At 60.5% G+C, this 22,867-nt stretch carries 16 protein-coding genes and 2 pseudogenes; 14 read left to right on the plus strand and 4 right to left on the minus strand.

What is annotated here, in order from left to right; all coding sequences use genetic code 11:
* Nucleotides 1–54: 54 nt before the first annotated feature.
* Nucleotides 55–1,239 (minus strand): IS256 family transposase, encoded by a 1,185-nt coding sequence (locus ACEUKI_RS06895; RefSeq protein ID WP_131218582.1) that lies wholly within the window; start codon nucleotides 1,237–1,239, stop codon nucleotides 55–57.
* Between the two features lie 174 nt (nucleotides 1,240–1,413).
* On the opposite strand from ACEUKI_RS06895, the gene ACEUKI_RS06900 reads away from it, so the two are divergent.
* From ACEUKI_RS06900 to ACEUKI_RS06920, 5 genes are all read left to right on the plus strand, one after another.
* The gene (locus ACEUKI_RS06900; RefSeq protein WP_115770423.1) at nucleotides 1,414–2,358 is read left to right on the plus strand and encodes an ABC transporter substrate-binding protein; all 945 of its coding nucleotides are present in this window, start codon (nucleotides 1,414–1,416) and stop codon (nucleotides 2,356–2,358) included.
* Between the two features lie 130 nt (nucleotides 2,359–2,488).
* The gene (locus tag ACEUKI_RS06905; RefSeq protein ID WP_007056432.1) at nucleotides 2,489–3,484 is read left to right on the plus strand and encodes an amino acid ABC transporter permease; all 996 of its coding nucleotides are present in this window, start codon (nucleotides 2,489–2,491) and stop codon (nucleotides 3,482–3,484) included.
* A 16-nt stretch (nucleotides 3,485–3,500) separates the two neighbouring features.
* Nucleotides 3,501–4,331 carry an amino acid ABC transporter ATP-binding protein gene (locus ACEUKI_RS06910; RefSeq protein ID WP_115770424.1) on the plus strand — a complete coding sequence of 277 codons (831 nt, stop codon included), beginning with the start codon at nucleotides 3,501–3,503 and terminating at the stop codon, nucleotides 4,329–4,331.
* Nucleotides 4,332–4,639: 308 nt separating this feature from the next.
* Nucleotides 4,640–6,532 carry a glutamine--fructose-6-phosphate transaminase (isomerizing) gene (gene glmS, locus ACEUKI_RS06915; RefSeq protein ID WP_115770425.1) on the plus strand — a complete coding sequence of 631 codons (1,893 nt, stop codon included), beginning with the start codon at nucleotides 4,640–4,642 and terminating at the stop codon, nucleotides 6,530–6,532.
* A 13-nt stretch (nucleotides 6,533–6,545) separates the two neighbouring features.
* Nucleotides 6,546–7,310, plus strand: coding sequence for a pseudouridine synthase (locus ACEUKI_RS06920; protein WP_251847958.1), 765 nt, complete (start codon nucleotides 6,546–6,548; stop codon nucleotides 7,308–7,310).
* A 156-nt stretch (nucleotides 7,311–7,466) separates the two neighbouring features.
* On the opposite strand, the pseudogene ACEUKI_RS06925 reads toward ACEUKI_RS06920, so the two are convergent.
* Nucleotides 7,467–7,865: pseudogene (locus ACEUKI_RS06925) on the minus strand (LacI family transcriptional regulator); the annotation flags it as partial.
* Between the two features lie 192 nt (nucleotides 7,866–8,057).
* Between ACEUKI_RS06925 and ACEUKI_RS06930 the strand changes: the two are divergent.
* From ACEUKI_RS06930 to ACEUKI_RS06940, 3 genes and pseudogenes are all read left to right on the plus strand, one after another.
* Nucleotides 8,058–10,133 carry a beta-galactosidase gene (locus ACEUKI_RS06930; RefSeq protein ID WP_115770427.1) on the plus strand — a complete coding sequence of 692 codons (2,076 nt, stop codon included), beginning with the start codon at nucleotides 8,058–8,060 and terminating at the stop codon, nucleotides 10,131–10,133.
* Nucleotides 10,134–10,257: 124 nt separating this feature from the next.
* Nucleotides 10,258–10,512 (plus strand): annotated as a pseudogene (locus tag ACEUKI_RS06935) (LacI family DNA-binding transcriptional regulator); the annotation flags it as partial.
* 111 nt (nucleotides 10,513–10,623) lie between these two features.
* Entirely contained in the window at nucleotides 10,624–12,015 is a 1,392-nt protein-coding gene (locus tag ACEUKI_RS06940; protein WP_374156642.1) for an ABC transporter substrate-binding protein, read from the plus strand.
* Between the two features lie 59 nt (nucleotides 12,016–12,074).
* On the opposite strand, the gene ACEUKI_RS06945 is transcribed toward ACEUKI_RS06940, so the two are convergent.
* Nucleotides 12,075–12,845, minus strand: a complete 771-nt coding sequence (locus ACEUKI_RS06945) for a type III pantothenate kinase (protein ID WP_374156643.1) — start codon at nucleotides 12,843–12,845, stop codon at nucleotides 12,075–12,077.
* Between the two features lie 125 nt (nucleotides 12,846–12,970).
* On the opposite strand from ACEUKI_RS06945, the gene ACEUKI_RS06950 reads away from it, so the two are divergent.
* The 6 genes from ACEUKI_RS06950 to ACEUKI_RS06975 all read left to right on the plus strand — a co-directional run bounded on the left by ACEUKI_RS06950 (nucleotide 12,971) and on the right by ACEUKI_RS06975 (nucleotide 20,924).
* Complete coding sequence (locus ACEUKI_RS06950) at nucleotides 12,971–14,590, plus strand: ABC transporter substrate-binding protein (protein WP_374156644.1); 1,620 nt, start codon at nucleotides 12,971–12,973, stop codon at nucleotides 14,588–14,590.
* A gap of 64 nt (nucleotides 14,591–14,654) precedes the next feature.
* Nucleotides 14,655–15,632: an ABC transporter permease gene (locus ACEUKI_RS06955; RefSeq protein WP_080785240.1), complete on the plus strand. Its 978-nt coding sequence runs from the start codon at nucleotides 14,655–14,657 to the stop codon at nucleotides 15,630–15,632.
* A complete protein-coding gene (locus ACEUKI_RS06960; RefSeq protein ID WP_144169133.1) occupies nucleotides 15,629–16,531 on the plus strand; it encodes an ABC transporter permease in 903 nt (300 codons plus the stop codon). The genes ACEUKI_RS06955 and ACEUKI_RS06960 overlap by 4 nt, the downstream gene beginning before the upstream one ends.
* On the plus strand, nucleotides 16,528–18,096 hold the full coding sequence (locus ACEUKI_RS06965; RefSeq protein ID WP_144169135.1) for an ABC transporter ATP-binding protein: 1,569 nt from the start codon (nucleotides 16,528–16,530) through the stop codon (nucleotides 18,094–18,096). The genes ACEUKI_RS06960 and ACEUKI_RS06965 overlap by 4 nt, the downstream gene beginning before the upstream one ends.
* Before the next feature lie 484 nt (nucleotides 18,097–18,580).
* Nucleotides 18,581–19,648, plus strand: coding sequence for a pyridoxal-phosphate dependent enzyme (locus ACEUKI_RS06970; protein ID WP_374156645.1), 1,068 nt, complete (start codon nucleotides 18,581–18,583; stop codon nucleotides 19,646–19,648).
* A 91-nt stretch (nucleotides 19,649–19,739) separates the two neighbouring features.
* A complete protein-coding gene (locus ACEUKI_RS06975) occupies nucleotides 19,740–20,924 on the plus strand; it encodes a cystathionine gamma-synthase (protein WP_080785235.1) in 1,185 nt (394 codons plus the stop codon).
* Between the two features lie 139 nt (nucleotides 20,925–21,063).
* Here ACEUKI_RS06975 and ACEUKI_RS06980 read toward each other — a convergent pair whose 3' ends face one another.
* Entirely contained in the window at nucleotides 21,064–22,788 is a 1,725-nt protein-coding gene (locus tag ACEUKI_RS06980) for a L,D-transpeptidase (protein ID WP_179133464.1), read from the minus strand.
* Between the last annotated feature and the right edge of the window lie 79 nt (nucleotides 22,789–22,867).

Here is a 22,867-nt window from a genome sequence, read left to right on the forward strand (position 1 = left end):
GGTAGTGCCCGAACTCTTGCGCACTTTGGTCTTCGCCCGTCCCTGTGGCGGTGATCAGTTCGCTGCTGGTACGGTCTCACCGAGCCTTGACATGTCGAGGTAGCGGCGCGTCGACCACTCGTCGGATGTCACGTAGCGGACCCTCGCGCAGACGAGCATCAACGCGCTGCGTCCGTCGGGGAACGAGCCGACCACGCGGGTCCTGCGCCTGATCTCGCGGTTGAGCCGTTCGATCATGTTGTTGGTGCGGATCCGACGCCTATGCTCGCGCGGGTAGTCGTCGAGCAGGTAGGTCGTGGTCTCGCCGATGCCCTCGCGCAGGCATTTGGCGGCCTCCTTGAGTTTCCTGGATTCCATGTCCCGGGCGACGGATTCGGCCTTCTCCAACGCCTTGTCGCGTGATTCCATGGAGAACACGGCCTTCAGTGCGTCGGCCGCCCAGTCGCGGTTCCCGGGGTTGACCCTGGCGAGTATGTTGCGCTCGAAATGCACCATGCACCGCTGGTAGCGGGCATCGGGCAGCAGCTCGCCCGCGGCGGCGACCAGCCCCGCGCACCGATCTCCCGTCACCAGTCTCACGCCCTTGAGGCCTCGTGCGAGCATGCCTTTGATGAATTCGCGCCAGCTTTCCGCGTCCTCCTTCATGCCCTCGGCCACCGAAAGCACCTCGCGCCGCCCGTCCATGCCGACGCCGATGGCCACCAGGATGCTCACGTTCTCCACGGACCCGCCCCAGCACCTTTTGTGCCACACGCCGTCCATGAACAGGTACGGGTAATCCTGTTCGAGGGGCCTGCCCCGCCATGCGTCGATATCCGCATAGACGCGCTTGAGCTTGTCGCTCAGGGTCTGCGAGGGCATGCGGTCGCCCCACAGGAGCCGGCTGACATCATCGACCTGGCGGGTGGAGACGCCGGCCAGGTACATGTCGATCAAGGCCTCCTCGACGCTCTCCTCACGCCGACGGTATCGTTCGATCACGGCCGACTCGAACACCGCGCCCTTGAGTTTCGGCACTTTCAGGCTCATTTTGCCGGCCTTGACGGTCAGGTCGCGCTCGTAGTGGCCGGCCCGGTACGCCTTGCGGTCCCCGCTGCGCTCGTAGCGCGCGGCGCCGGTGATCTCGTCGGCCTCGGCGTCGAGCATCGCGTTCAGGGTCTCCTCGACGCTTTTGCGGACCATCCGGTCCAGGGTGGTTTCCAACATGGCCTGGTCGACCTGTAGAATCTGCTGTGACATGGCTTCGTGCCCTCGTTTCCAATCGCGGTTTTCTAATGTCTGGCGACTGAAAATCGTACACAGGACACGGGCCATGCCCCTATCTCAAGCCCAAACCAAAGTGCGCAAAATCTCGGGCGTTATCATTATTGATAGCCGCTATAGGGCGGCTCCACAGAGAAGAAGAGAGAGATCATGCAGTTCAACAAGCTGAAGACCATTGCGGCCGCCGCCTTGAGCGTGGCCATGCTGTTCTCCGCCGCGGCTTGCGGCACCTCCGACAAGGCGAGCGACTCCGGTTCCGATAAGGGCGGTTCCTCCAAGTCGGTCACCATCACCAGCTACGACGTGAGCTCCGTGAAGAAGGACGATGCAATCGCCGCACTGCTGCCTGAATCCGTGACCAAGGACGGCAAGCTCACCATCGGCACCAACCCCTCCTACGCCCCGGCCGAATTCCTCGACGCCGACGGCAAGACCCAGATCGGCTACGACATGGATCTCGCCCGCGCCATGGGCAACCTCTTCGGTCTCGAGACCGAAATCGTCTCCTCCAACTTCGATACGATCATTCCGGCCATCGGCTCCAAGTACGATCTGGGCATCGCCGCCTTCACCATCACCAAGGAGCGCATGGAATCCGTTGACTTCGTCTCCTACTTCACCGCAGGCATGGGCTATGCAGTGGCCGCAGGCAACCCCAAGAACGTCGACGAGAACGACCTGTGCGGTCTGAACGTTGCCGTCGAGACCGGCACCGTCGAGGAAGAGGCCATCAACAAGACCGCCAAGCAGTGCAAGGCGGACGGCAAGAAAGACATCACCATCCAGTCCTCCAAGCAGCAGACCGACGCCACCACCGCTGTGGTGACCGGCAAGGCCGACGTCTTCTTCGCCGATTCCCCGGTTGTCGGCTACGCCATCGCCCAGACCGATGGTCAGCTGGAACAGCTCGGCGAGGACTTCGATGAAGTGCCGAACGCCATCGCCATCAAGAAGGGCGATTCCCAGACCGCCGAAGCCGTGCAGAAGGCCATGCGAAAGCTCATGGACGACGGCACCTACACCAAGATTCTCCAGCACTGGGGCGTCGAATCCGGCGCACTGGACAAGGCCGAAATCAACCCGGCCGTCGAATAGTCGACAATCTGTCGCGAAAATTCGAATGGGGCGCACTGTTTGTAACACAGTCGCCCCATTCGTGCACTAAGGTTCAACGCTAGTTGCAACTTGCAGTTCAGGCTGCCCAACACATCCAAGGAACCAAATTATGGCGAAGAAAGAAGTCGACGGTGAGGGACTGAACATCCCCAACCGCATCAAGGCGCTGCCGGTCAAGCGCCCCGGCCCGATTGTGGCCGCAGTGATTGTGGTGCTGCTCGCCGCGATGCTCATTCAAGGCTTGATTACCAATCCGCGACTGGATTGGCCCACCGTCTGGAAGTACCTGTTCAACGAGAACGTGCTTGAAGGCATTCGCTATACCTTGGAGCTCACCGTGATCTCCATGGTCGTGGCGATCATCCTGTCGGTGATTCTCGCCATCATGCGCAAATCCATCAATCCGGTGCTGCGCGGCGTCAGCTGGTTCTTCATCTGGTTCTTCCGCGGCACGCCTGTGTACACGCAGCTCATTTTCTGGGGTCTGTTCGCCGTGCTGATTCCCAAGATTAGCCTCGGCATTCCGTTCACCTCGGTGGAGTTCTGGAGCATCGACTCCAACGTGGTGGTCACCGCATTCAACGCCGCATGGATTGGTTTGGCTCTGAACGAGGCCGCCTACCTGTCCGAAATCGTGCGTGCCGGCCTTGAAGCCGTGGACCCCGGCCAGACCGAGGCGGCCAAGGCATTGGGCATGAACCGCACGCTCATCATGCGCCGCATCGTGCTGCCGCAGGCTATGCGCATCATCATCCCGCCCACCGGCAACGAGACCATCGGCATGCTGAAGACCACCTCGCTGGTCACCGCCGTGCCGTTCACCCTCGAACTGCAGTTCGCCACCAACGCCATCGCCAACCGTATCTACAAGCCGATTCCGCTGCTTCTCGTGGCCTGCTTCTGGTACCTGCTGATCACCTCCATTCTGATGGTTGTGCAGTCCCGCCTTGAGGCGCACTTCGGCAAGGGCTTCAACGCCCGCCCGGTGGGCACCAAGGGCAAGCAGCCGCCATACGATCCGCCGTACCCTGGCAAGTCTGACGGTGAGCCGAAGGACGATGTGAACAAAATCAATCAGACCACCTTCGCTGGGCTGAATGCGTAAGGCGGGAGCGAGAATTATGACTACGAACGACATCACCAACTCCGCTCCGGTCGTGCGCAAGGCGGCTGACGGTTCCGTGATTCCTGCTGTCAAGGCCGTGCAGGTGCACAAGGCGTTTGGGCCGCTGCATGTGCTCAAGGGCATCGATCTAACCGTTATGCCCGGTACTGTGACCGTGATTCTGGGGCCCTCCGGTTCCGGCAAGTCCACGTTCCTGCGTCTGATCAACCAGCTGGAAACCCTGACCGGCGGTTCCATCGAGGTGGACGGCGAACTCATCGGCTACAAGCACGTGACCAAAAACGGCCAGGACATGCTGCAGACCCTGGACGATAAGGAGATCGCCGCACAGCGCTCTCGCCTCGGCATGGTGTTCCAGCGCTTCAACCTGTTCCCGCACATGACCGCGCTGGAAAACGTGATGGAAGCCCCGATTCATGTGCAGCACCAGTCCAAGAAAGCCGCCCGTGACCTGGCCGTGGCCGAGCTTCAGCGCGTCGGTCTGGGCGATCGCGTGGACTATTATCCCTCCCAGCTGTCGGGCGGTCAGCAGCAGCGCGTGGCCATTGCCCGTGCTCTGGCCATGAAGCCGGAGATCATGCTCTTCGATGAGCCGACCTCCGCCCTTGACCCCGAACTGGTGGGCGAGGTGCTCAACGTCATGCGTTCCTTGGCCAAGGAAGGCATGACCATGGTGTGCGTGACCCACGAAATCGGCTTCGCTCGCGAAGTCGCCGACCAGATCGTGTTCATGGACGGTGGCGTAGTCGTAGAAAAGGGCGGCCCCGACATCATCGACCACCCCACCGAGCCTAGGTTTAAGGACTTCCTACAGCATGTGCTGTAGGAAGGCTGTTATATTACCTCAGCACTGTCGTGCGTCGGCGTCGCCTACGGGGAGCCCACTGGGCTCTCCGCTTTACGGCTCCGTCTACAGCACGTGCTGTAGGAATACTCGTTGTTGCAGCTCCAAAAGCGTGCGCTGATGAACTCAGCGTACGTTTTTTGCGACGCCTAATCGCACCCCCATCTCGTGAAGAACGTACGCTGAGTGGTAGTCAGTGTACGGTTTTCACGAAGGGACATGTTCCAATCCTGCAAAGGCGGCGGGTTGGATTCGCTTTGCGCAATAATCGTCCGCTAGGCTGGTGAGCCATGTGTGGAATCGTTGGATACGCGGGAAATATTGAAACGGCATGCGGCAAGCCTTTGGAGGTCTGTCTGCAAGGCCTGGAACGTCTGGAATACCGAGGCTATGACTCGGCCGGTGTGGCGCTGACCGCGCCCGGCATGGATAAGGTGGTCGTGCGCAAGAAGGCCGGCCGTTTGAAGAACCTGGTCGGAGACATCGAGCGTAAGCCGATGCCGCTTGCCACGGTGGGCATCGGCCACACGCGCTGGGCCACCAACGGCGAGCCGAGCGACGTGAACGCCCACCCGCACACCAGCATGGACGGCAAGGTGGCCATCATCCATAACGGCATCATCGAAAACGCCTCTCAGCTGCGTCTCGACCTGCAAGCCGAAGGCTACCGATTCGCCTCTGCCACCGACACTGAGGTGGCCGCTAAGCTGCTCGGCAAAATCGTGGACAAGATTATCGCGGACGAAGGCAAGCCAGACCTGTTCAAGGCTGTGTGCCGCATGGCCCGCATGCTTGAAGGCGCGTTCACCATTCTGGCCACCGACTGCCGCCAGCCGGACATCGTGGCCGGAGCCCGCCATGATTCGCCGCTGGTCGTGGGCCTTGGCGAGGGGGAGAACTTCCTCGGTTCCGACGTCGCCGCATTCGTGGCCTACACCAAGCGCGCCATGGAAGTCGGCCAGGATCAGGCCGTATGCGTGTCCGCCGACAAGGTCATCGTCACGGATTTCAACGGCAACGTGGTCGAAAACCCGAAGACCTACACCGTGGATTGGGATGCTTCGGCCGCCGAAAAGGGCGGCTGGGATTCCTTTATGGACAAGGAGATCCACGAAGACCCTGCCGCAGTGCAGCGCACCCTGCTTGGCCGCTTCGATACGAATGGCGGCATCACCCTTGATGAAGTGCGTATCGACGAACACGACTTCAAGGCCATCGACAAAATCATCGTCGTGGCCTGCGGCACCGCCAGCTACGCCGGCCAGGTAGCCAAATACGCCATCGAACACTGGGTGCGTATCCCTGTGGAAATCGAACTCGCGCACGAATTCCGTTACCGTGACCCGATTCTGACCCCGCGTACGCTCGTGGTGGCCATTTCTCAGTCCGGCGAAACCATGGATACGCTGATGGCCCTGCGCCACGCGCGCGAACAGGGGTCCAAGGTGCTGGCCATCTGCAACACGCAGGGTGCCTCCATTCCGCGCGAATCCGACGCCGTGCTCTACACACACGCCGGCCCGGAAGTTGCCGTGGCATCCACCAAGGCGTTCGTGGCGCAGATCACAGCCGCCTACCTGCTGGGCCTGTATCTGGCGCAGGTCAAGGGCGCGATGTTCCGCGATGAGATTCATCAGGTGCTCGACTCCCTGAAAGACATGCCGCGCAAGATTCAGTGGGTGCTCGACACCCAGCCCAAGACCATCCAGGCGGCCGCCGAGCGCATGGTGAACGCCAACTCCTTCTTGTTCCTCGGCCGCCACGTGGGCTACCCGGTGGCGCTTGAGGGCGCGTTGAAGCTCAAGGAGATCGCCTACACGCTCACCGAGGGCTTCGCGGCCGGCGAGCTCAAGCATGGACCGATCGCGCTGGTGGACGAGGGTGAGCCCGTGGTGTTCATCGTGCCGCCACAGCGCGGCCGCAATGTGTTGCACGCCAAGGTGATCTCCGGTATCGAGGAGGTCAAGGCTCGTGGCGCGTACATCATCGCCGTGGCCGAGCAGGGCGACCCGGATGTGGAACGGTACGCTGACGTGGTGTTCTGGCGCCCCGCCTGCCCAACGCTGATGAGCCCGCTGGTTGACGTGGTGCCGCTGCAGCTGTTTGCCATGGACATGGCAAAGCTCAAGGGCTACGACGTGGACAAGCCCCGCAACCTCGCCAAGTCCGTGACCGTTGAGTAAGCCACATCGGTATGTGATTGACGAGCCTCATATTCCGTTTGAGATGGACGTGCTGTATGAGGACGAGCGAATCATCGTGGTGGACAAGCCGCATTTTCTGGCCACCATGCCGCGCGGCATGTGGTATCGGCAGACCGCGCTGATCCGATTGCGTGAGCGGCTGGGGGAGCCGGACATCACGCCAGCGCACCGATTGGACCGCATGACCGCCGGCGTATTGGTGTTCGTGCGGGATCCGGCCTGCCGCGGCGCGTATCAGATGCTGTTCCAGAACCGGCAGGCCGTCAAGGTCTATGAATGCCTGGCACCCTGCCGGCCAATCAGCCGCCCGCGATTCGGCACGATCATACAGGTCGAGCCGCCACGCCCGTTCCCATTGCTGCGCCGATCGCACATCACCAAGGAACACGGCACGATGGCCGCATTCGAGGAACCGGGTTTGGCCAACGCCGAAACCCTCATCGAGCGCGGCGACCTCTGTTTCCCTCCCGCTGGCGGGAGGTGGCGCGAAGCGCCGGAGGGTGGTCCCCATCCGGGAAATCACCCCATCTGCCGCTACACACTCCACCCGCGCACCGGCAAAACCCACCAATTGCGCGTCCACATGAATTCGCTCGGCCTGCCCATCGTGGGCGACGACTTCTACCCGTGCATCCAGACGCGCCCCTACGACGATTTCAGCCAACCATTGCAGTTGGTAGCACGCATGCTGCGATTCGCCGACCCAATAACAGGCGAGAAGCGCGAATTCGTTTCCCGTGTGCCGCTTAAGATCTGATTTCTTATGCATTGAGAGTGTTTTCGCTCATGGTGTCACCATTCATAGAGTTCGGTGGGCTGCGGGGTTTTGCGGACATCCAGCGACAAGCCAAGCTCAGTCAGGGCGCTGAGAATGGTGGAGAATCCGGGATTGGGGACTCGGGCGTGTTCAAAGTACGCGTGCTCCCATTTGTTCCAACGCTTCTCGCCAACCGCGGGCGCGGCTTTCGGCGGCGCGCGAGGTGGACGGTCCGGCAATGTGGTAGACGGTCTTGTGCCCCTTGCTCATCAGGTAATCGACGATAGCGGTCGAGCAGCCATACTGGTCGGCGTCAACGGTGGGGCAGTGGTCGGCGGCGGATTCGCAGATGAGCACGACTGGAAGTTCTCGCGGAGGCTTGTATCCGACGAAATCGGAGATGCGTTCCTCCAGCACTACGATGACACCATCCACCGGCTGACGCTGCATGCGATCGATGGCGGCGGAAAGCGTGCGTTCCGCACCGTGGCGCATGGTCTGGATGGTGACTGAATAATCGTCATCGGCCGCGTTGGCCACAATAGAATCAAGGATCCCAACAAAGGCTCAGAACCCAAAGCACCACATCCAGTCCTCAATCACTACTAACAACGAAGGAGGCACCTATGCAGATATTCGCATTGTTGAGAATTGTGCAGGTGCCTCCTTGTGCGTCTGTACAACGTGAGAAATTTATTCCCGTAGACGCAGATTATCGATAAAATTCAATAAAGGAACTGAATCATCATGGAACGTAAAGAGTTCAAGTGGCCGCAGCCACTTGCGGGCAACAAGCCCCGCATCTGGTACGGCGGCGATTACAACCCCGACCAATGGCCTGAGGAAGTGTGGGACGAAGATGTAGCCCTCATGCAGCAGGCCGGCGTCAACCTCGTCTCCGTAGCCATCTTCTCTTGGGCCAAGCTTGAGCCCGAAGAAGGCGTGTACGACTTCGATTGGCTCGACCGCGTCATCGACAAGCTCGGCAAGGCCGGCATCGCCGTCGATCTCGCCTCCGGCACCGCATCCCCGCCGATGTGGATGACCCAGGCCCACCCGGAGATCCTCTGGGTCGACTACCGCGGCGACGTCTGCCAGCCCGGTGCCCGCCAGCACTGGCGCGCCACCAGCCCGGTCTTCCTTGACTACGCGCTCAACCTGTGCCGCAAGATGGCCGAGCACTACAAGGACAACCCCTATGTGGTCTCTTGGCATGTGAGCAACGAGTACGGCTGCCACAACCGCTTCGACTATTCCGAAGACGCCGAGCGCGCCTTCCAGAAGTGGTGCGAGAAGAAGTACGGCACCATCGACGCCGTCAACGACGCCTGGGGCACCGCCTTCTGGGCGCAGCGCATGAACAATTTCTCCGAGATCATCCCGCCGCGCTTCATCGGCGATGGCAACTTCATGAACCCGGGCAAACTGCTTGACTGGAAGCGCTTCAGCTCCGACGCCCTGCTCGACTTTTACAAGGCCGAGCGCGACGCCCTGCTCGAAATCGCCCCCAAGCCGCAGACCACCAACTTCATGGTCTCCGCCGGCGGTACCGGCATCGATTACGACAAGTGGGGTTACGACGTGGACTTCGTGTCCAACGATCACTACTTCACGCCTGGCGAAGCCCACTTCGACGAGCTGGCTTACTCGGCCTCCCTGTGCGACGGCATCGCCCGCAAGAATCCGTGGTTCCTCATGGAGCACTCCAGCTCCGCCGTCAATTGGCGCCCGATCAACTATCGCGTCGAACCCGGCGAATTGGTGCGCGACTCCCTGGCCCACTTGGCCATGGGCTCCGACGCCATCTGCTACTTCCAGTGGCGCCAGTCCAAGGCCGGTGCCGAGAAGTGGCACTCTTCGATGGTTCCTCACGCGGGCCCCGACTCCCAGATCTTCCGCGATGTGTGCGAGCTGGGTGCCGACCTCAACAAGCTTGCTGACGAGGGGCTGCTGAGCACCAAGCTGGTCAAGTCCAAGGTCGCCGTCGTCTTCGATTACGAGTCCCAGTGGGCTACGGAACACACCGCCACGCCTACTCAGGAGGTGCGCCATTGGACCGAGCCGCTCGCGTGGTTCCGCGCGCTTGCGGACAACGGTCTCACCGCCGACGTGGTGCCGGTTCGCGGCCCTTGGGACGAGTACGAAGCCGTCGTGCTGCCGAGCCTGACCATCCTGTCTGAAGAGACCACGCGCCGCGTGCGCGAGTATGTGGCGAACGGCGGCAAGCTGTTCGTGACCTACTACACCGGTCTGGTGGACGACAAGGATCACGTCTGGCTGGGTGGCTACCCCGGTTCCATCCGTGACGTGGTGGGCGTGCGCGTTGAGGAATTCGCCCCGATGGGAAACGACTTCCCCGGTGCCATGGACCACCTTGACTTGGACAACGGAACCGTGGCGCACGATTTCGCCGACGTGATCACCTCCGTGGCTGATACCGCTCACGTGGTCGCCTCCTTCAAGGCAGATAAGTGGACCGGTTTCGACGGCGCTCCCGCCATCACCGTCAACGACTTCGGCGACGGCAAGGCCGCATACGTCGGTGCCCGTCTCGGCCGTGAGGGCTTGGCCAAGAGCCTGCCCGCGCTGCTGGAGGAACTCGGCATCGAGACTTCGGCTGAGGACGATCGCGGTGAAGTGCTGCGCGTCGAGCGTGCGGACGAAACTGGCGAGAACCACTTCGTGTTCCTGTTCAACCGCACCCACGATGTTGCTGTCGTGGACGTGGAAGGCGAACCGCTGGTCGCCTCGCTGGCCCAGGTCAACGAGTCCGAGCATACGGCCGCCATCCAGCCCAACGGCGTACTCGTCGTCAAGCTGTAAAACCGCGCATAGCGCCTAATTACTCAACGGCTCCCTTGCTGCTCATCGGAGCAGGGGAGTCGTTTTCGTATCTCCAGCAAAGTCGGGTAGGGTGGTCACCGTGCGAGGCAAAAACAGAGTGACGATGGCGGACGTGGCCCATGAGGCCGGTGTTTCGGTAGCCTCGGTGTCTAATTTTCTGAACAAACAGCCATATATGAGCGAGGCGATGGCCGCGCACAGCGCGGACGGGCTCATCTTAAGCCCTCTGATGATGACGGTTGACAATATCGCGGCTTTGGATGGCGATTACCCGCTCGTGCTGTTGGGTGAACGTTTGTTCGGCGTCAACGCGCCGCACGTGGTGATTCGCAATCGCGAAGGGGCCGCCGCCGCGACCTCGTTCGATACACAAAGCCCCGTGACGAATCCCGTCACGGGGCTTTTACCGTTTTAAGCCCCGCCTAGTACACTCGTCACCATGCGAGTGATCGGACAGCGAATCAAAAGAATGGCAACCATAGCAGTGACTGCCATCCTTTCCGTATCCTTGGCCTCGTGCGGGCAGTCCACCACCGACAACCGCACGGAAATCAGCGTATGGAGCTGGGAACCGAGCATGGGGGAGGTCATCCGCCGTTTCGAAAAAGCCAATCCGGACATCCGCGTGAAATGGACCAACATCTCCGGCTATGGCAATCTCAACACCGCCATTCAGGACGGTTACGGCACGCCGGACGTGGCTCAAATCGAATACTACGCACTGCTGCAGTACGCGGTCTCCGGCCAATTGCTTGATCTGACCGACAAAATCGGCTCGGATTATTCCAGCTTCTTTACCCTCGGCACATGGTCGTCCGTGCAGCTCGCCGGCCGTACCTACGGGCTGCCCATGGATTCGGGCCCGATGGGCTTCTTCTATAACGAAGACGTATTCCGCCAAGCCGGCGTGGACGCCACCAAGATCAAGACCTGGAATGACTACTACGAAGCCGCCAAAAAGCTCAAGGAGATCGGCGTGTACATCGCCGCCGACTCGGGCGATGGCAGCTTTTACGATGCCATGGTCTGGCTCGCCGGCGGCCAGCCGTTCCACACGTCGGCCGACGGCAAAACCGTGACCATCGATTTGGATGAGGACGCCGGCACCCAACGGTTCACCGAATTCTGGCAGAAAATGATCGATGAAGGTCTCGTGGACACCACCTCCGCCACATGGTCCGACCGATGGAAGCGCCGTGTGGGCACCGGTACCATCGCCTCCGTATTCTCCGGAGCCTGGATGTCGTCGCTGCTGCTGTCCAATGTGCCGGGCGCGGCCGGTCTGTGGCGCGTGGCTCCCATGCCCACCTATGATGGCCAGCCCACCAACGCCGAAAGCGGCGGGTCGGCACTGACCGTACTGCAATTGACCCGTAAGCCGGATGCGGCTTATCGTTTCGTGGACTTTGTGGCGCATGACGCCCAAGGCATTAGCGCGCGTGTGGATGGCGGTGCTTTCCCGGCCGATTACGCCACCCTGAATTCCGCTGATTTTTTGGATAAAACCACGATTACCAATGACCGTGGCATTGAAATCCCGTATTTCGGCGGGCAGAAGTTCAACCGTGTACTGTCGGAGGCCGCCGAGGATGTGTCGGTCGGATACCAGTATCTGCCGTTCGAGGTGTATGCGCGCAGTGACTTCAAATCGACGGTGGGCCAGTCATACGAATGGTCCAGCAGTTTCCACGTCTATCAGCAGCGACAGGAAGCCATTGAGATGGGCATGAAGGACGAGGAAGGCAACCCGCTCGAACCATTAGAGAAGCCCGGCAAGAAAGTCAGTCTCTCCGACGGCCTGGCCCAATGGCAGAAAGACCTCCGAGAATACGGCCTCAATCAGGGCTTTACGATTAAGTAGGGATTCGGGGTTGGATCGGAATCGACCGCGCTATACGCGGCCGATTCCTGCATACTACGTCACTTCACATTGCGCGAGTAGATGTGCGCCATGCCCTTGAAAATCAAATCCGGGTCATACACGTCAATCAGCTCGGTGTCATTCTCAAACACTCGACCGAGGCCACCGGTGGTGATCACCTTGAAATCCTCACCTCCGAGCTCTTTGCGGAACTGACGAATCGTGCGCTCCACACCGCCCAAGAACGTGTAATACAAACCGGCCTGCATGCAGATCTTGGTGTTGGTGCCCAGAATCGTATCCGGTCGCGTAATTTCCACTTCCGGCAGCTGGGCCGTATCTCCCCACAGAGCGGCCGCACCGGCACGGATGCCGGTGGTGATGATGCCGGAATCGACCACGCCCTTGTCGCTCACGTGCGTGAACGTGGTGGCGGTGCCGAAATCAGCCACCAGAACTGGGCCGCCATACTCGTAATAGGCACCGGCGCAGTCGGCCAGAATATCCGCACCCAGCGATTTCGGATCGTCAACGCGCACGTTCATACCGGTCTTGATGCCCGGTCCCACCACCATCGGATCAATGTCGAGGAATTTGACGATGGACGAACGGAAAGAGTGCATCACTTTCGGCACCACCGAACAGATAATCACATCGTCCACATCGGATGGCTGAAAACCGCTCATTCTCAGGAATTCAGTCAGAAACAGCCCATACTCATCAGACGTATGGTTGGCTTTGGTGGTGATGCGGTAGGTGCCGGCGATGGCATCGCCATCCAAAAAGCCCAGCACGATGTTCGTATTGCCGATATCAACGGCGACCAGCATGATAACCCTCCAGATTCAAGATGGATTTCATGCGCAATTCTACAGTCCCATGGCTATGATGGCCTGCGGTGGTCGACCCAGCGTGGCGGCCAACCGTAGAACACAACATATATAGAGGGAGAACCATGTCTCAAAACAATGGTGCGCACGTCGAAGACGGCGCAACCACAGATGCGAGCCTTGCCTCGCGCGCAAAGAATCCGAAAAAAAGCGGCCCGAGGTGGTGGCTGATCTCACTGATTGCCGTCATCGTGGCAGTGGCGGTCGTCATCGGCGTCACGCTCGCTTTCGGCGGTAAGAAAGATGACAAGTCGGCCTCGTCCAGCAACCAATATGCCGACACCGTGACCATCGGCCTCAAACTGGCCCCCACCAATCTGGACATCCGCAACACCGCCGGCTCCGCGCTTGACCAGATCCTGATCGGCAACGTATACGAAGGCATCGTGGCACGTGACTCCAAGAACCAGGTCGCTCCCGCCATCGCCTCCAGCTGGGAGACGTCCAAGGACGGCCTGACCTACACCTTCCACCTCAATAAGAACATGACCTTCTCCAATGGCGACAAACTTGACGCCGAGGACGTGGCCTGGTCCATCAACGAGCTGATCGCTAAGGGCTACCACGACGCCGACGCGCTCGCCGCCGTCAGCAAGGTGGAGGCCAAGGACGCCGACACCGCGGTGATCACGCTCAAGACGTCGAACTCCAATCTGTTGTGGACCCTGACCGGTCGCGCAGGGCTCGTGTTCGACAAGGACGCCAAGTATGACCTGAAGACGCAGGCCGTCGGCTCCGGCCCCTACACCGTTGCCAAGTTCGTGGAAAACAGCTCGATCACGCTGAAGGCCAATGAGAAGTACTGGGGCAAGAACAAGGCCAAGACGCCCACCGTGGTCGTCAAGTATCTGGCCGACGACAACGCCGCGGTCAATGCGCTGAAGTCCGGTGACGTGCAGGTGCTCGCCCCGATTACCGAGAACCTCGCCGAACCGTTCAAGTCCGATTCCGCCAAGTACACGGTCAAAGCCGGCAACGGCACCGACAAGTTCGTGCTCGGCTTCAACAACGTTTCCGGTTCCAAACTGGCTGACAAGCGCATTCGCCAGGCCATCCGTTACGCCATCAACCACAAGGAGCTCATCGCCTCTCGCGGCGGTGCGGATAAGGCGCTCGGCGGCCCGATCCCGTCTCTCGACCCCGGCTACGAGGATCTGACGAATCTGTACCCGTATGATCAGAACAAGGCCAAGTCGCTCATGGCTGCAGCCGGCTATTCCACCGACAAGCCGCTTCAACTTACGCTGACCTACGCCAACATCTACGGCACCGAGCTCGGAGACCAGCTGCGCTCCCAGCTCAAGCCCATCGGCATCGACCTGAAGGTGAATGTGGTGGAGTTCTCCACGTGGTTGCAGGATGTGTACACCAACCACACCTTCGATATTTCGCTGGTGGACCACAACGAAAGCCACGACTTCGCATCGTGGACCGATCCGACATACTATTTCGGCTACGACAACAAGAATGTGACCAAGCTGTACAACGAGGGTGTTGCCGCCACCTCCGACAAGGAGCGCGATGCCAAGTTCGCCGCGGCCGCCAAGCTTGTCTCCGAGGATGCGCCGGCCGACTGGCTGTTCAACTACCGCATCACCACCGCCACGGCCAAGGGCGTTGAAGGATTCCCCTTCGACCTCAACCAGACCGTTCTGCCCCTCTACAACGTGACCTACACGAAGTAGTTCGTTACAGGAATGAGCTCCCTCAGTGAGGGGGCTCATTGTTAATCCAAGTAAAGTAGGCATTATGCGATTCGTGTTGAAACGGCTGGCGTTATTCATGGTGGCGTTGTTCGGCCTGTCCGTGGTGGTTTTCGCAGCATTGCGCATTCTGCCTGGCGATGTGGCCTCCGTGATGGCCGGTGTCAACTCGCCGCCTGAGCGTGTGACCCAGTTACGCGAACAACTCGGTCTGAATCGGCCATTGATTGCACAATACTTCGATTGGATGAGTGCGCTGGCCCGTGGTGACTTCGGCACTTCAATCCTGACTGGTCGCTCCGTAACCTCCTTGGTAGGCGCACGTGCGTCCATCACCTTTCCCCTGATTATTCTTGGCCTGCTCATCGCCTTGGTCATCGGCTTGCCGCTGGGCTGTGCGGCGGTACTGGCCCGCAGCGCAACGGTGCGTGCGGTGTTTCATGTACTGGCTATTGTCGGCGGTGCCGTACCTGCGTTGTGGGGCGGTCTGCTGCTGATTCTGTTGTTCGGGCGCGACGTAGGATTGCTTGACGTGTTTCCCTCGCAAGGGTTCCCGCTGGATGGTTGGGGCGCACCCGGTTCGGCGATATCAGCGTTGGTATTGCCGGCTGTGTCGGTCGGCATCATCGTGGGAGCATCGCTTATGCGATACACGCGCGCGGCCTTAGGGGATTTGGCCAGTTCCGGCTACATCGATATGGCGCGCTCGTGTGGCATGACGCGCACTCAGGCGGTGTTGCGTGTGGGATTGCGGTTGGCAACCCCGCAGCTGGTGTCTGTTATCGGGCTGACCTTCGCTTCGATGGTCACTGGCGTGATGGTCATCGAAAACCTGTTTGCGTTACCAGGCATCGGCAACGGTCTTGTGACCGACGTGGGCAACCGCGACCTGATTGCCGTGCAAAGCGAGCTGTTCCTGCTGGCCGCGTTCTTTTTGACTGTCGGCCTCGTGGTCGATTTGCTCCACCGCGTGCTCGACCCGCGTCTGAAAACCGCTACCGCCATTACGGAGGTGACCGCATGAGCAATGTTCGTCGTGCGACGACTGGTGGCCGACGGGCTGCCTTCGTCATCGTCCTGCACTCCATGTGGCGTCGTGCCGAGGGCAAATTCGCACTTATTGTGCTCGCTCTGTGGTTGCTCATTGCCATCGTTTCCCTGTTCTGGACCCCGCAATCGCTGTGGGCCACTGATGGCTACCATGTATGGGCCAAGCCGTCCGCCGCGCACTGGCTCGGCACTGACGGCACCGGCGCGGACGTGTTCAGCTGGCTGCTGGCCGGCTCACATACCAATCTTGTGATCGTGCTGCTGACCGTAGTGGCATCTGTGGCTTGGGGGCTGCTGCTCATCGCGGCCATGGTGGCGCGCAATGCGGCGCTCGCCAGTTCTTCGGTAGTGGTAGTTGATGCGTTAATTTCCGTTCCCACCGTGTTGATTGCGTTGATTCTGGCTGTGCCGTTGGGAGCGTCAATCGCGGTGATTGTGATCGCCTGCGGCTTCGGATATGGGTTGAATCTGGCTCGTGTGGCTCGCCCCGCAGCGTTGCTGGCGGCCCGCTCGTCGTATGTGGAATCGGCCTTGGCCAATGGTGCCAGCGGGTGGCGTGTGCTCATAAGCCATATTATGCCGAATATTCTGCCGGTATTGGCTGTGCAACTGTCATTGTCGGCGGGCACGGCGGTGTTGGCTGAGTCGGGGCTTACTTATCTCGGTATCGGTGTGCCGTCCGGTGTGCCGAGCTGGGGACATTCTCTGGCCACTTCGGTCAAACTCATCAACGTGTTCCCATTAACCGTGGTGTGGCCCGGCCTGATCGTCACGGTTGTGGTTGTGGCGCTGAATATTTTTGGTGATGTGCTGCGCGATGCCATCGATCCGGTCACCAACCCCGCATTACGTGAAATAGGAGGCGAACGATGAGCGTCGATGTTCGCGGGTTGAAAATCACGATTGGCGGCAAACCAATCGTCTCTGATGCGGATATGACCATTGCCGACGGTGAACGAGTCGGCTTGATCGGTTCTTCAGGCTCCGGAAAATCTATGATTGCCAAGGCGATGCTGGGGTTGCTGCCCCTGACCGCTGTGGCTAATGGGTCGATTGATATGGGCGGCACGGAAATTATCGGAGCTTCCGAACGTGCGCTTGCCGACCTGCGCGGCCGGTATGTGGGTGCGGTGTTCCAGAATCCGGCTGCCTCGCTGAACCCGGTGATGACCGTGGCGCAGCAGATCGCCTTGCCATTGCGGTTGCACTATGATCTGACCAAGGCCGAACGAGCCGACCGAGTGAATGCCTTGTTGAGCAAGGTCGGGCTGGATCTCGATATGGCCGGCAAATACCCGCACGAACTGTCCGGCGGCCAACAGCAGCGCGTGGGCATCGCCACGGCGCTGATCACCTCACCGCGACTCATCATCGCGGACGAACCCACCACCGCGCTTGACTCCATCACGCAACGTCAGATCGTGGACCTGCTGACCTCGCTGGTGGACGACGCCGGTGCCTCCATGCTGTTCATCACCCACGATTTCTCCGTACTCGCGCGTGCCACCACCCGCTGCTACGTGCTGGACGCCGGCCGCATCGTCGAATCCGGACCCACCGCCGACCTGCTCGCCGCGCCGACCACACCACAAGCCCAGCGCCTGGTCGCCGCCGCCCAAACCCTCACCCTCCACACCCCAAGGAGGATTCGCATGAGTAACAGCAGTGTGCCACTCCTCTCCGCCCGCTCCATCACCAAATCCTTCGGCCCGCGCACCGCACGCCACCAAGTCCTCTTCGACGTCTCCGCCGACGTCCACGCCGGCGAATGTCTGGCCGTGATCGGCGGCTCCGGATCCGGCAAATCCACGCTGACCCGCATTATGCTGGGCTTGGAATCCGCGGACTCCGGCAGCGTGGAATATGAGGGCCAATCCATTGTCGGTGGCCGAAAATCGCCGGGATTCGCGGCCCTGCGCCGCGAATCGGGACTGGTGTTCCAGGACCCGTTCTCCTCGCTCGACCCACGTTGGCAAGTCGCCAAATCGGTGGCTGAACCGCTGAGTCTGCAACGGCGCGACCTGAACAACACCGATATCGACGAGCGAGTGGCCGCGGCTCTGACCATGGCGGGCCTTGAACCGGCAGACTTCCTGAACCGGTACCCAATCGACCTGTCCGGCGGCCAGGCGCAGCGCGTGGTCATCGCCCGCGCTATCATCAATGAGCCCAAAGTGATCCTCGCCGATGAGCCGATGAGCGCCATCGACGTGGCCGCGCGCATTCAGATCCTCGACACCTTCGCCGCCATCCGCGCGGCCCGGCCGAGCACCGCCATCATCATGGTCTCCCACGATCTTGGCGTGGTGCAGCACATCGCCGACCGCATCCTCGTGCTCCATGACGGGCGTCTCGAAGAGACGGGTCCCACCGCTGAAGTGCTCGGCAACCCCCAATCCGATTACACCCGTCAGCTCATCGAGGCAGCCTCGTTATAGACCTTTTTGGCTCCCTCTCTGAGGGGAGCTGTCGAACGCAGTGAGGCTGAGGGGTGTTGCGGGTGCCGTCGTATTCCCCCTCAGTCCGCTTCGCGGCCAGCTCCCCTCAGGGAGGGTAGCCGAGGTCGCCGGCGACACGTGCTTGTCGCGGGTTGTGCTATGGTGTGAGACATGCAGATTATCTCGTGTTGTTGTCGCTAACCGACGCCCCTGGGCGAGCGGTCAGTGACGCATAACTCGAGATAGAGCATTCGAATCGCGGCAAATCTGTCGCAGGAATTTTCATGAAATCGATGGCATGAGCGTAACCGTGTAACGCGCGAGCCGTGGTTAACATGAAAAAACTGATTCACTTTCCGGCTTCACCGTACAGTGATCGGGAATACTCGATTTCAAACTAAAGCCACAGTCCATTCGTCTGGGAACGTCGGTTCACGAACGCAACGCAGCAAAACCCCACAACCCCAGCAACGAAGGACTTCACATGACCATCCACAACAGCCTCGCAGAACTCATCGGCAACACCCCGCTCGTCAAGCTCAACCACATCCCGCAGGCGGCCGGCGTCAAAGCCACCATCGCCGTCAAAGTCGAATACTTCAACCCCGGCGGATCTTCCAAGGACCGCATTGCCGAACGCATCATCGACGCCGCCGAAAAGTCCGGCCAACTGAAGCCCGGCGGCGTGATCGTCGAACCCACCTCCGGCAACACCGGCGTCGGCCTGGCCCTGGTTGCCCAGCAGCGCGGCTACCGCACGATTTTCACCCTGCCGGACAAGGTCTCCGAATCCAAGCGCGCGGTGCTGCGCGCCTACGGTGCCGAAGTCATCGTCACGCCAACCGACGCCGGCCCGGACGACCCGCGCTCCTACTACCAGGTCGCCGAACGACTGGCCAATACGATTCCCGGCGGCTTCCGCCCGAACCAGTACGACAATCCGAACGGCCCGCTGAGCCACTACTACACCACCGGCCCCGAGATCTGGGAGGCCACGGACCACAAGGTCACGCACTTCGTAGCCGGCATCGGCACCGGCGGCACCATCTCCGGCACCGGCAAGTACCTCAAGGAAGCCTCCAACGGCGCGGTCAAGGTCATCGGCTCCGATCCGGAAGGCTCCATCTACTCCGCTTCCTCACGCGACGAAGTCCACCAGTACGACATCGAGGGCGTAGGGGAGGACTTCTATCCCAAGGCCTTCGACCGGAACATCACCGACGACATCGTGCGCGTGTCCGACGCCGAAGCCTTTGAAATGACCCGCCGTCTGGCCGGCGAGGAGGCGCTGCTGGCCGGCGGCTCGTCCGGCATGGCCGTGGCCAGCGCCATCAAGTACGCGCTTGCCAATGATTTGGACGAGAACCAGATTGTGGTGGTGCTCGCCCCTGATTCCGGCCGCAGCTACTTGGAGAAGATCTTCAACGACGACTGGATGCGCGCCAACGGCTACGGCGACATCGTGGAGCGCACCAGCAAGCCCTCCCTCGCCGAGCAGTACCTTTATGGAGCTCCCTCTGATGAGGGCGTTGGGGACGGACTCCATAACTAGCTATCAAAAGAATCAATACCAACATCCGCACTAACCAACCGCACCTGTTTTACCTTCGAATACGGAACAATCCCGAAAGGAACCCAATATCATGTCCGCTGAATACAACGCCAAGTTCGCCAACACCGACATCGCCACTCGCGCCATCCACGCCGGCCAGGAGCCCGACCCGACCACCGGTGCGGTCGTCACGCCGATCTTCGCCACCTCCACTTTCAAGCAGGATGGCGTGTTGGGCCTCAGGGGAGGCCACGACTACTCCCGCTCCATCAACCCCACTCGCACCAGCTTCGACGAGCAGCTCGCCGCCGTGGAAGGCGGCAAGTACGCGCTGAGCTTCTCCTCGGGCTTGGCCGCCATCGACGTGCTGCTGCGCTCCACCATCAAGCCCGGCGACAACATCCTGCTCGGCAACGATGTGTACGGCGGCACCTACCGCCTGCTCTCCAAGGTGTTCGTGCCGTGGGGTGTGGGCCTCGACGTGATGGACATCACCGATCTGAAAGCCGTGGAAACCGCATTGGCCTCCAAGCACTACCAGTATGTGTGGGTCGAGACCCCGTCCAACCCGCTGCTCAATATCACCGACATCGCGGCCACCGCCGAAGTTGCCCACAAGTACGGCACCAAGGTCGCGGTCGACAACACCTTCGCCTCGCCCGCCCTTCAGCACCCGCTGGCCGATGGCGCCGATGTGGTGGTCTACTCCACCACCAAGTACATCGGCGGCCACTCCGACGTGGTCGGCGGTGCCGTGGTGGTCAACGACGAGGAGACCCGCGAGAAGGTCGCCTTCCTGCAGAACGCCGCCGGCGCAGTGCCCTCCCCGTTCGACTCCTGGCTGGACATCCGCGGCCTGAAGACCCTGGATCTGCGCGTCAAGCGCCACAGTGCCAACGCCCTGAAGGTGGCCGAATGGCTCGAATCCCAGCCCTCTGATGTGATTGAGCGCGTCTGGTACCCGGGCCTCGAGTCCCACCCGGGTCATGAAATCGCCGCCCGCCAGATGCACGGCGGCTTCGGCGGCATCGTCTCCGTGCAGCTCGCGGCCGGCGCCGAGGCGGCCAAGCGCTTCGTGGACCACACGCAGATCTTCACACTGGCCGAATCGCTCGGCGGTGTGGAAAGCCTCATCGAGGTGCCCGCCGCCATGACCCACGCCTCCGTGGCCGGCACCACCCTGCAGGTGCCCGCCAACTTGGTGCGTATTTCGGTCGGTATCGAGAACGCCGACGACCTTATCGCCGATCTCAAGCAGGCGTTGGATCGTATCTGACCGTACTGACGGTACTGGTGGCACCGTATTGACGGTGCCACCACGCTTATCGGCGGACTCGCTATCGATTGGTATCTACAAAAAATCCCCGGCCCACAAGGGTCGGGGATTTTCCGTTATCGATTAAACATGGATCGAATCAGCTGGCGTTGCCGCCCTGCCATCCGGTGGCATCCGCACCAGCCGGACGCAACGCCTGACCGGAAGTCGGTGTGGTGCCATCAACGACCACACGAGTGCCGATGGTGGCAAAGTCGTACATCCACTTGGCGTCGGCCACCTGCATGTTGATGCAGCCGTGCGAGCCTGGGATACCCTGCTGCACATAGATGGGGTGCTCGCCCCACATATATGCAGGAACACCGTGCAGAGCCTCGCCGCCGTTATAGTAGGAAACCCACGGCGTGCCTGGCTGGTTGTAGCCTTCGCCAACCATGGTCTGCGATTCGTACTTGAGATACACGTAGAACGTGCCGGTATCGGACATCATGGAACCATCGGCGGTGGGCTTGCCAGAAGCGATGTTGAACTTCTTGACCACCGTGGTGCCCTGATATGCAGTGGCAGTCTGGTTCGTCAGATCAACATGAACCCACTTATCGCCATTTGCCGTATCGAAGTTATGAGGCACCTCGACCTGCTTGACATCATATGGGCTGTCTTTCACAGCCACAGTGGAATCAGTGGACTGGTTCTGCTCGATGGCGGTAGCCAGACGTTCGGGGGCGTCCCCGGCACCAGTCACTTCAATACCATCCACACCGAGTGTCTTATCGGCACCAATTTCCACGCCGCCTTCGTCTTTCGGCGTGATGTAGACCTCGCGTGTCACCTTGGGAACAGTCAGTTCTTCGGTTACGCTTTCACTGGTGACGTACTTGGTGATGGCATCGCGGTCGGCTACCAGACTCATGGTGCCACCCGCCTTATTCACCGTGGGCTTGAGGAATGAGGCAATGGTATCGGCCGGGATGGTGACGCTCTTGTTCACGCCGTTGTCCACGGTCAGTTTGAGGCCAAGCCTGGCATTGGCGTCAAGCTGTGTTTGCTGTGCGCTCGCGTCATCAATCGGATTCTTTGCAGTCTGTAGCTTGACCGGCACCGTCGCATTTTCGCCCGGGGTCGCGACGGCCTCCTTGACTGCAGCATTGACAACATTGATATCCGGGCCCTTGCCATCCTGACCCGCGGTGTAATCGAACTGCTTGGTGCTCTTATTGTAGACAACGGTGGCAATCTGCGCTCGGTCGGCCTCATCGACCAGGCCGGCGGTGACGAATTGTTCGGCAGTCTCTTTGTCCCTGGTGGCGGTCAGAACGATATGCGGCTGATCGAAAATATTGAGCTTGGCCACGTCGCCGGTCTTCGCGTTCAACAGCGCATCTACGGTTTTATCCGTGTCGACGGTGACGCCAAGGTCCTTCAGCGAGGCTTTGACGCTGTTGCCTTCGGCGGTGAACGTCACCGTGGTGTTATTCAGCTGCTGCTTCACAGTATTCGCAAGTTCTTCGCGGGTCTGGCCCATGACAGAGACATTGCCCAAATGAACACCGGGCGCAGCCTTGTCTTGGAAGTACCAACGTCCGACGAAGAAATAGGCTATTAATGCGGCAAGCAACACTGCAAATATGGTTATGATGGCGATCCGTGCGGCCTTGCCATGTGATTTAGCGGTGGTAGATGCCATGACATGTTCACCCACATAGGCTGTATTGTCGGCATGGTTATTGGTGCCATTGTCACTTTGCTGTGGTGTGGCGGTACCTGAAGCCGCGGCTGCGAGCAGCCCATCGGCGGCCACAGGCTGCAGCACCGCCGTCTCCTGATCGTCAGGAGAGGAGAAGGAAAATGTATCGTTGGCCATAAGATGCCCCGTCTTAGTTCTCTCAAAGCGGCATATCGCACGATATGCCGGGAATAACGTTTCTTGACGCATAATAATA

The sequence above is a fragment of the Bifidobacterium sp. 2450 genome (assembly GCF_041900695.1).
Taxonomy (GTDB): domain Bacteria; phylum Actinomycetota; class Actinomycetes; order Actinomycetales; family Bifidobacteriaceae; genus Bifidobacterium; species Bifidobacterium longum.

Coding starts and splice junctions, on each gene's coding strand:
- ACEUKI_RS06895 (WP_131218582.1), bottom strand. CDS start 1,239: ATGTCACAGCAGATTCTACAGGTCGACCAGGCCATGTTGGAAACCACC.
- ACEUKI_RS06900 (WP_115770423.1), top strand. CDS start 1,414: ATGCAGTTCAACAAGCTGAAGACCATTGCGGCCGCCGCCTTGAGCGTG.
- ACEUKI_RS06905 (WP_007056432.1), top strand. CDS start 2,489: ATGGCGAAGAAAGAAGTCGACGGTGAGGGACTGAACATCCCCAACCGC.
- ACEUKI_RS06910 (WP_115770424.1), top strand. CDS start 3,501: ATGACTACGAACGACATCACCAACTCCGCTCCGGTCGTGCGCAAGGCG.
- glmS (WP_115770425.1), top strand. CDS start 4,640: ATGTGTGGAATCGTTGGATACGCGGGAAATATTGAAACGGCATGCGGC.
- ACEUKI_RS06930 (WP_115770427.1), top strand. CDS start 8,058: ATGGAACGTAAAGAGTTCAAGTGGCCGCAGCCACTTGCGGGCAACAAG.
- ACEUKI_RS06940 (WP_374156642.1), top strand. CDS start 10,624: ATGGCAACCATAGCAGTGACTGCCATCCTTTCCGTATCCTTGGCCTCG.
- ACEUKI_RS06945 (WP_374156643.1), bottom strand. CDS start 12,845: ATGCTGGTCGCCGTTGATATCGGCAATACGAACATCGTGCTGGGCTTT.
- ACEUKI_RS06950 (WP_374156644.1), top strand. CDS start 12,971: ATGTCTCAAAACAATGGTGCGCACGTCGAAGACGGCGCAACCACAGAT.
- ACEUKI_RS06955 (WP_080785240.1), top strand. CDS start 14,655: ATGCGATTCGTGTTGAAACGGCTGGCGTTATTCATGGTGGCGTTGTTC.
- ACEUKI_RS06960 (WP_144169133.1), top strand. CDS start 15,629: ATGAGCAATGTTCGTCGTGCGACGACTGGTGGCCGACGGGCTGCCTTC.
- ACEUKI_RS06965 (WP_144169135.1), top strand. CDS start 16,528: ATGAGCGTCGATGTTCGCGGGTTGAAAATCACGATTGGCGGCAAACCA.
- ACEUKI_RS06970 (WP_374156645.1), top strand. CDS start 18,581: ATGACCATCCACAACAGCCTCGCAGAACTCATCGGCAACACCCCGCTC.
- ACEUKI_RS06975 (WP_080785235.1), top strand. CDS start 19,740: ATGTCCGCTGAATACAACGCCAAGTTCGCCAACACCGACATCGCCACT.
- ACEUKI_RS06980 (WP_179133464.1), bottom strand. CDS start 22,788: ATGGCCAACGATACATTTTCCTTCTCCTCTCCTGACGATCAGGAGACG.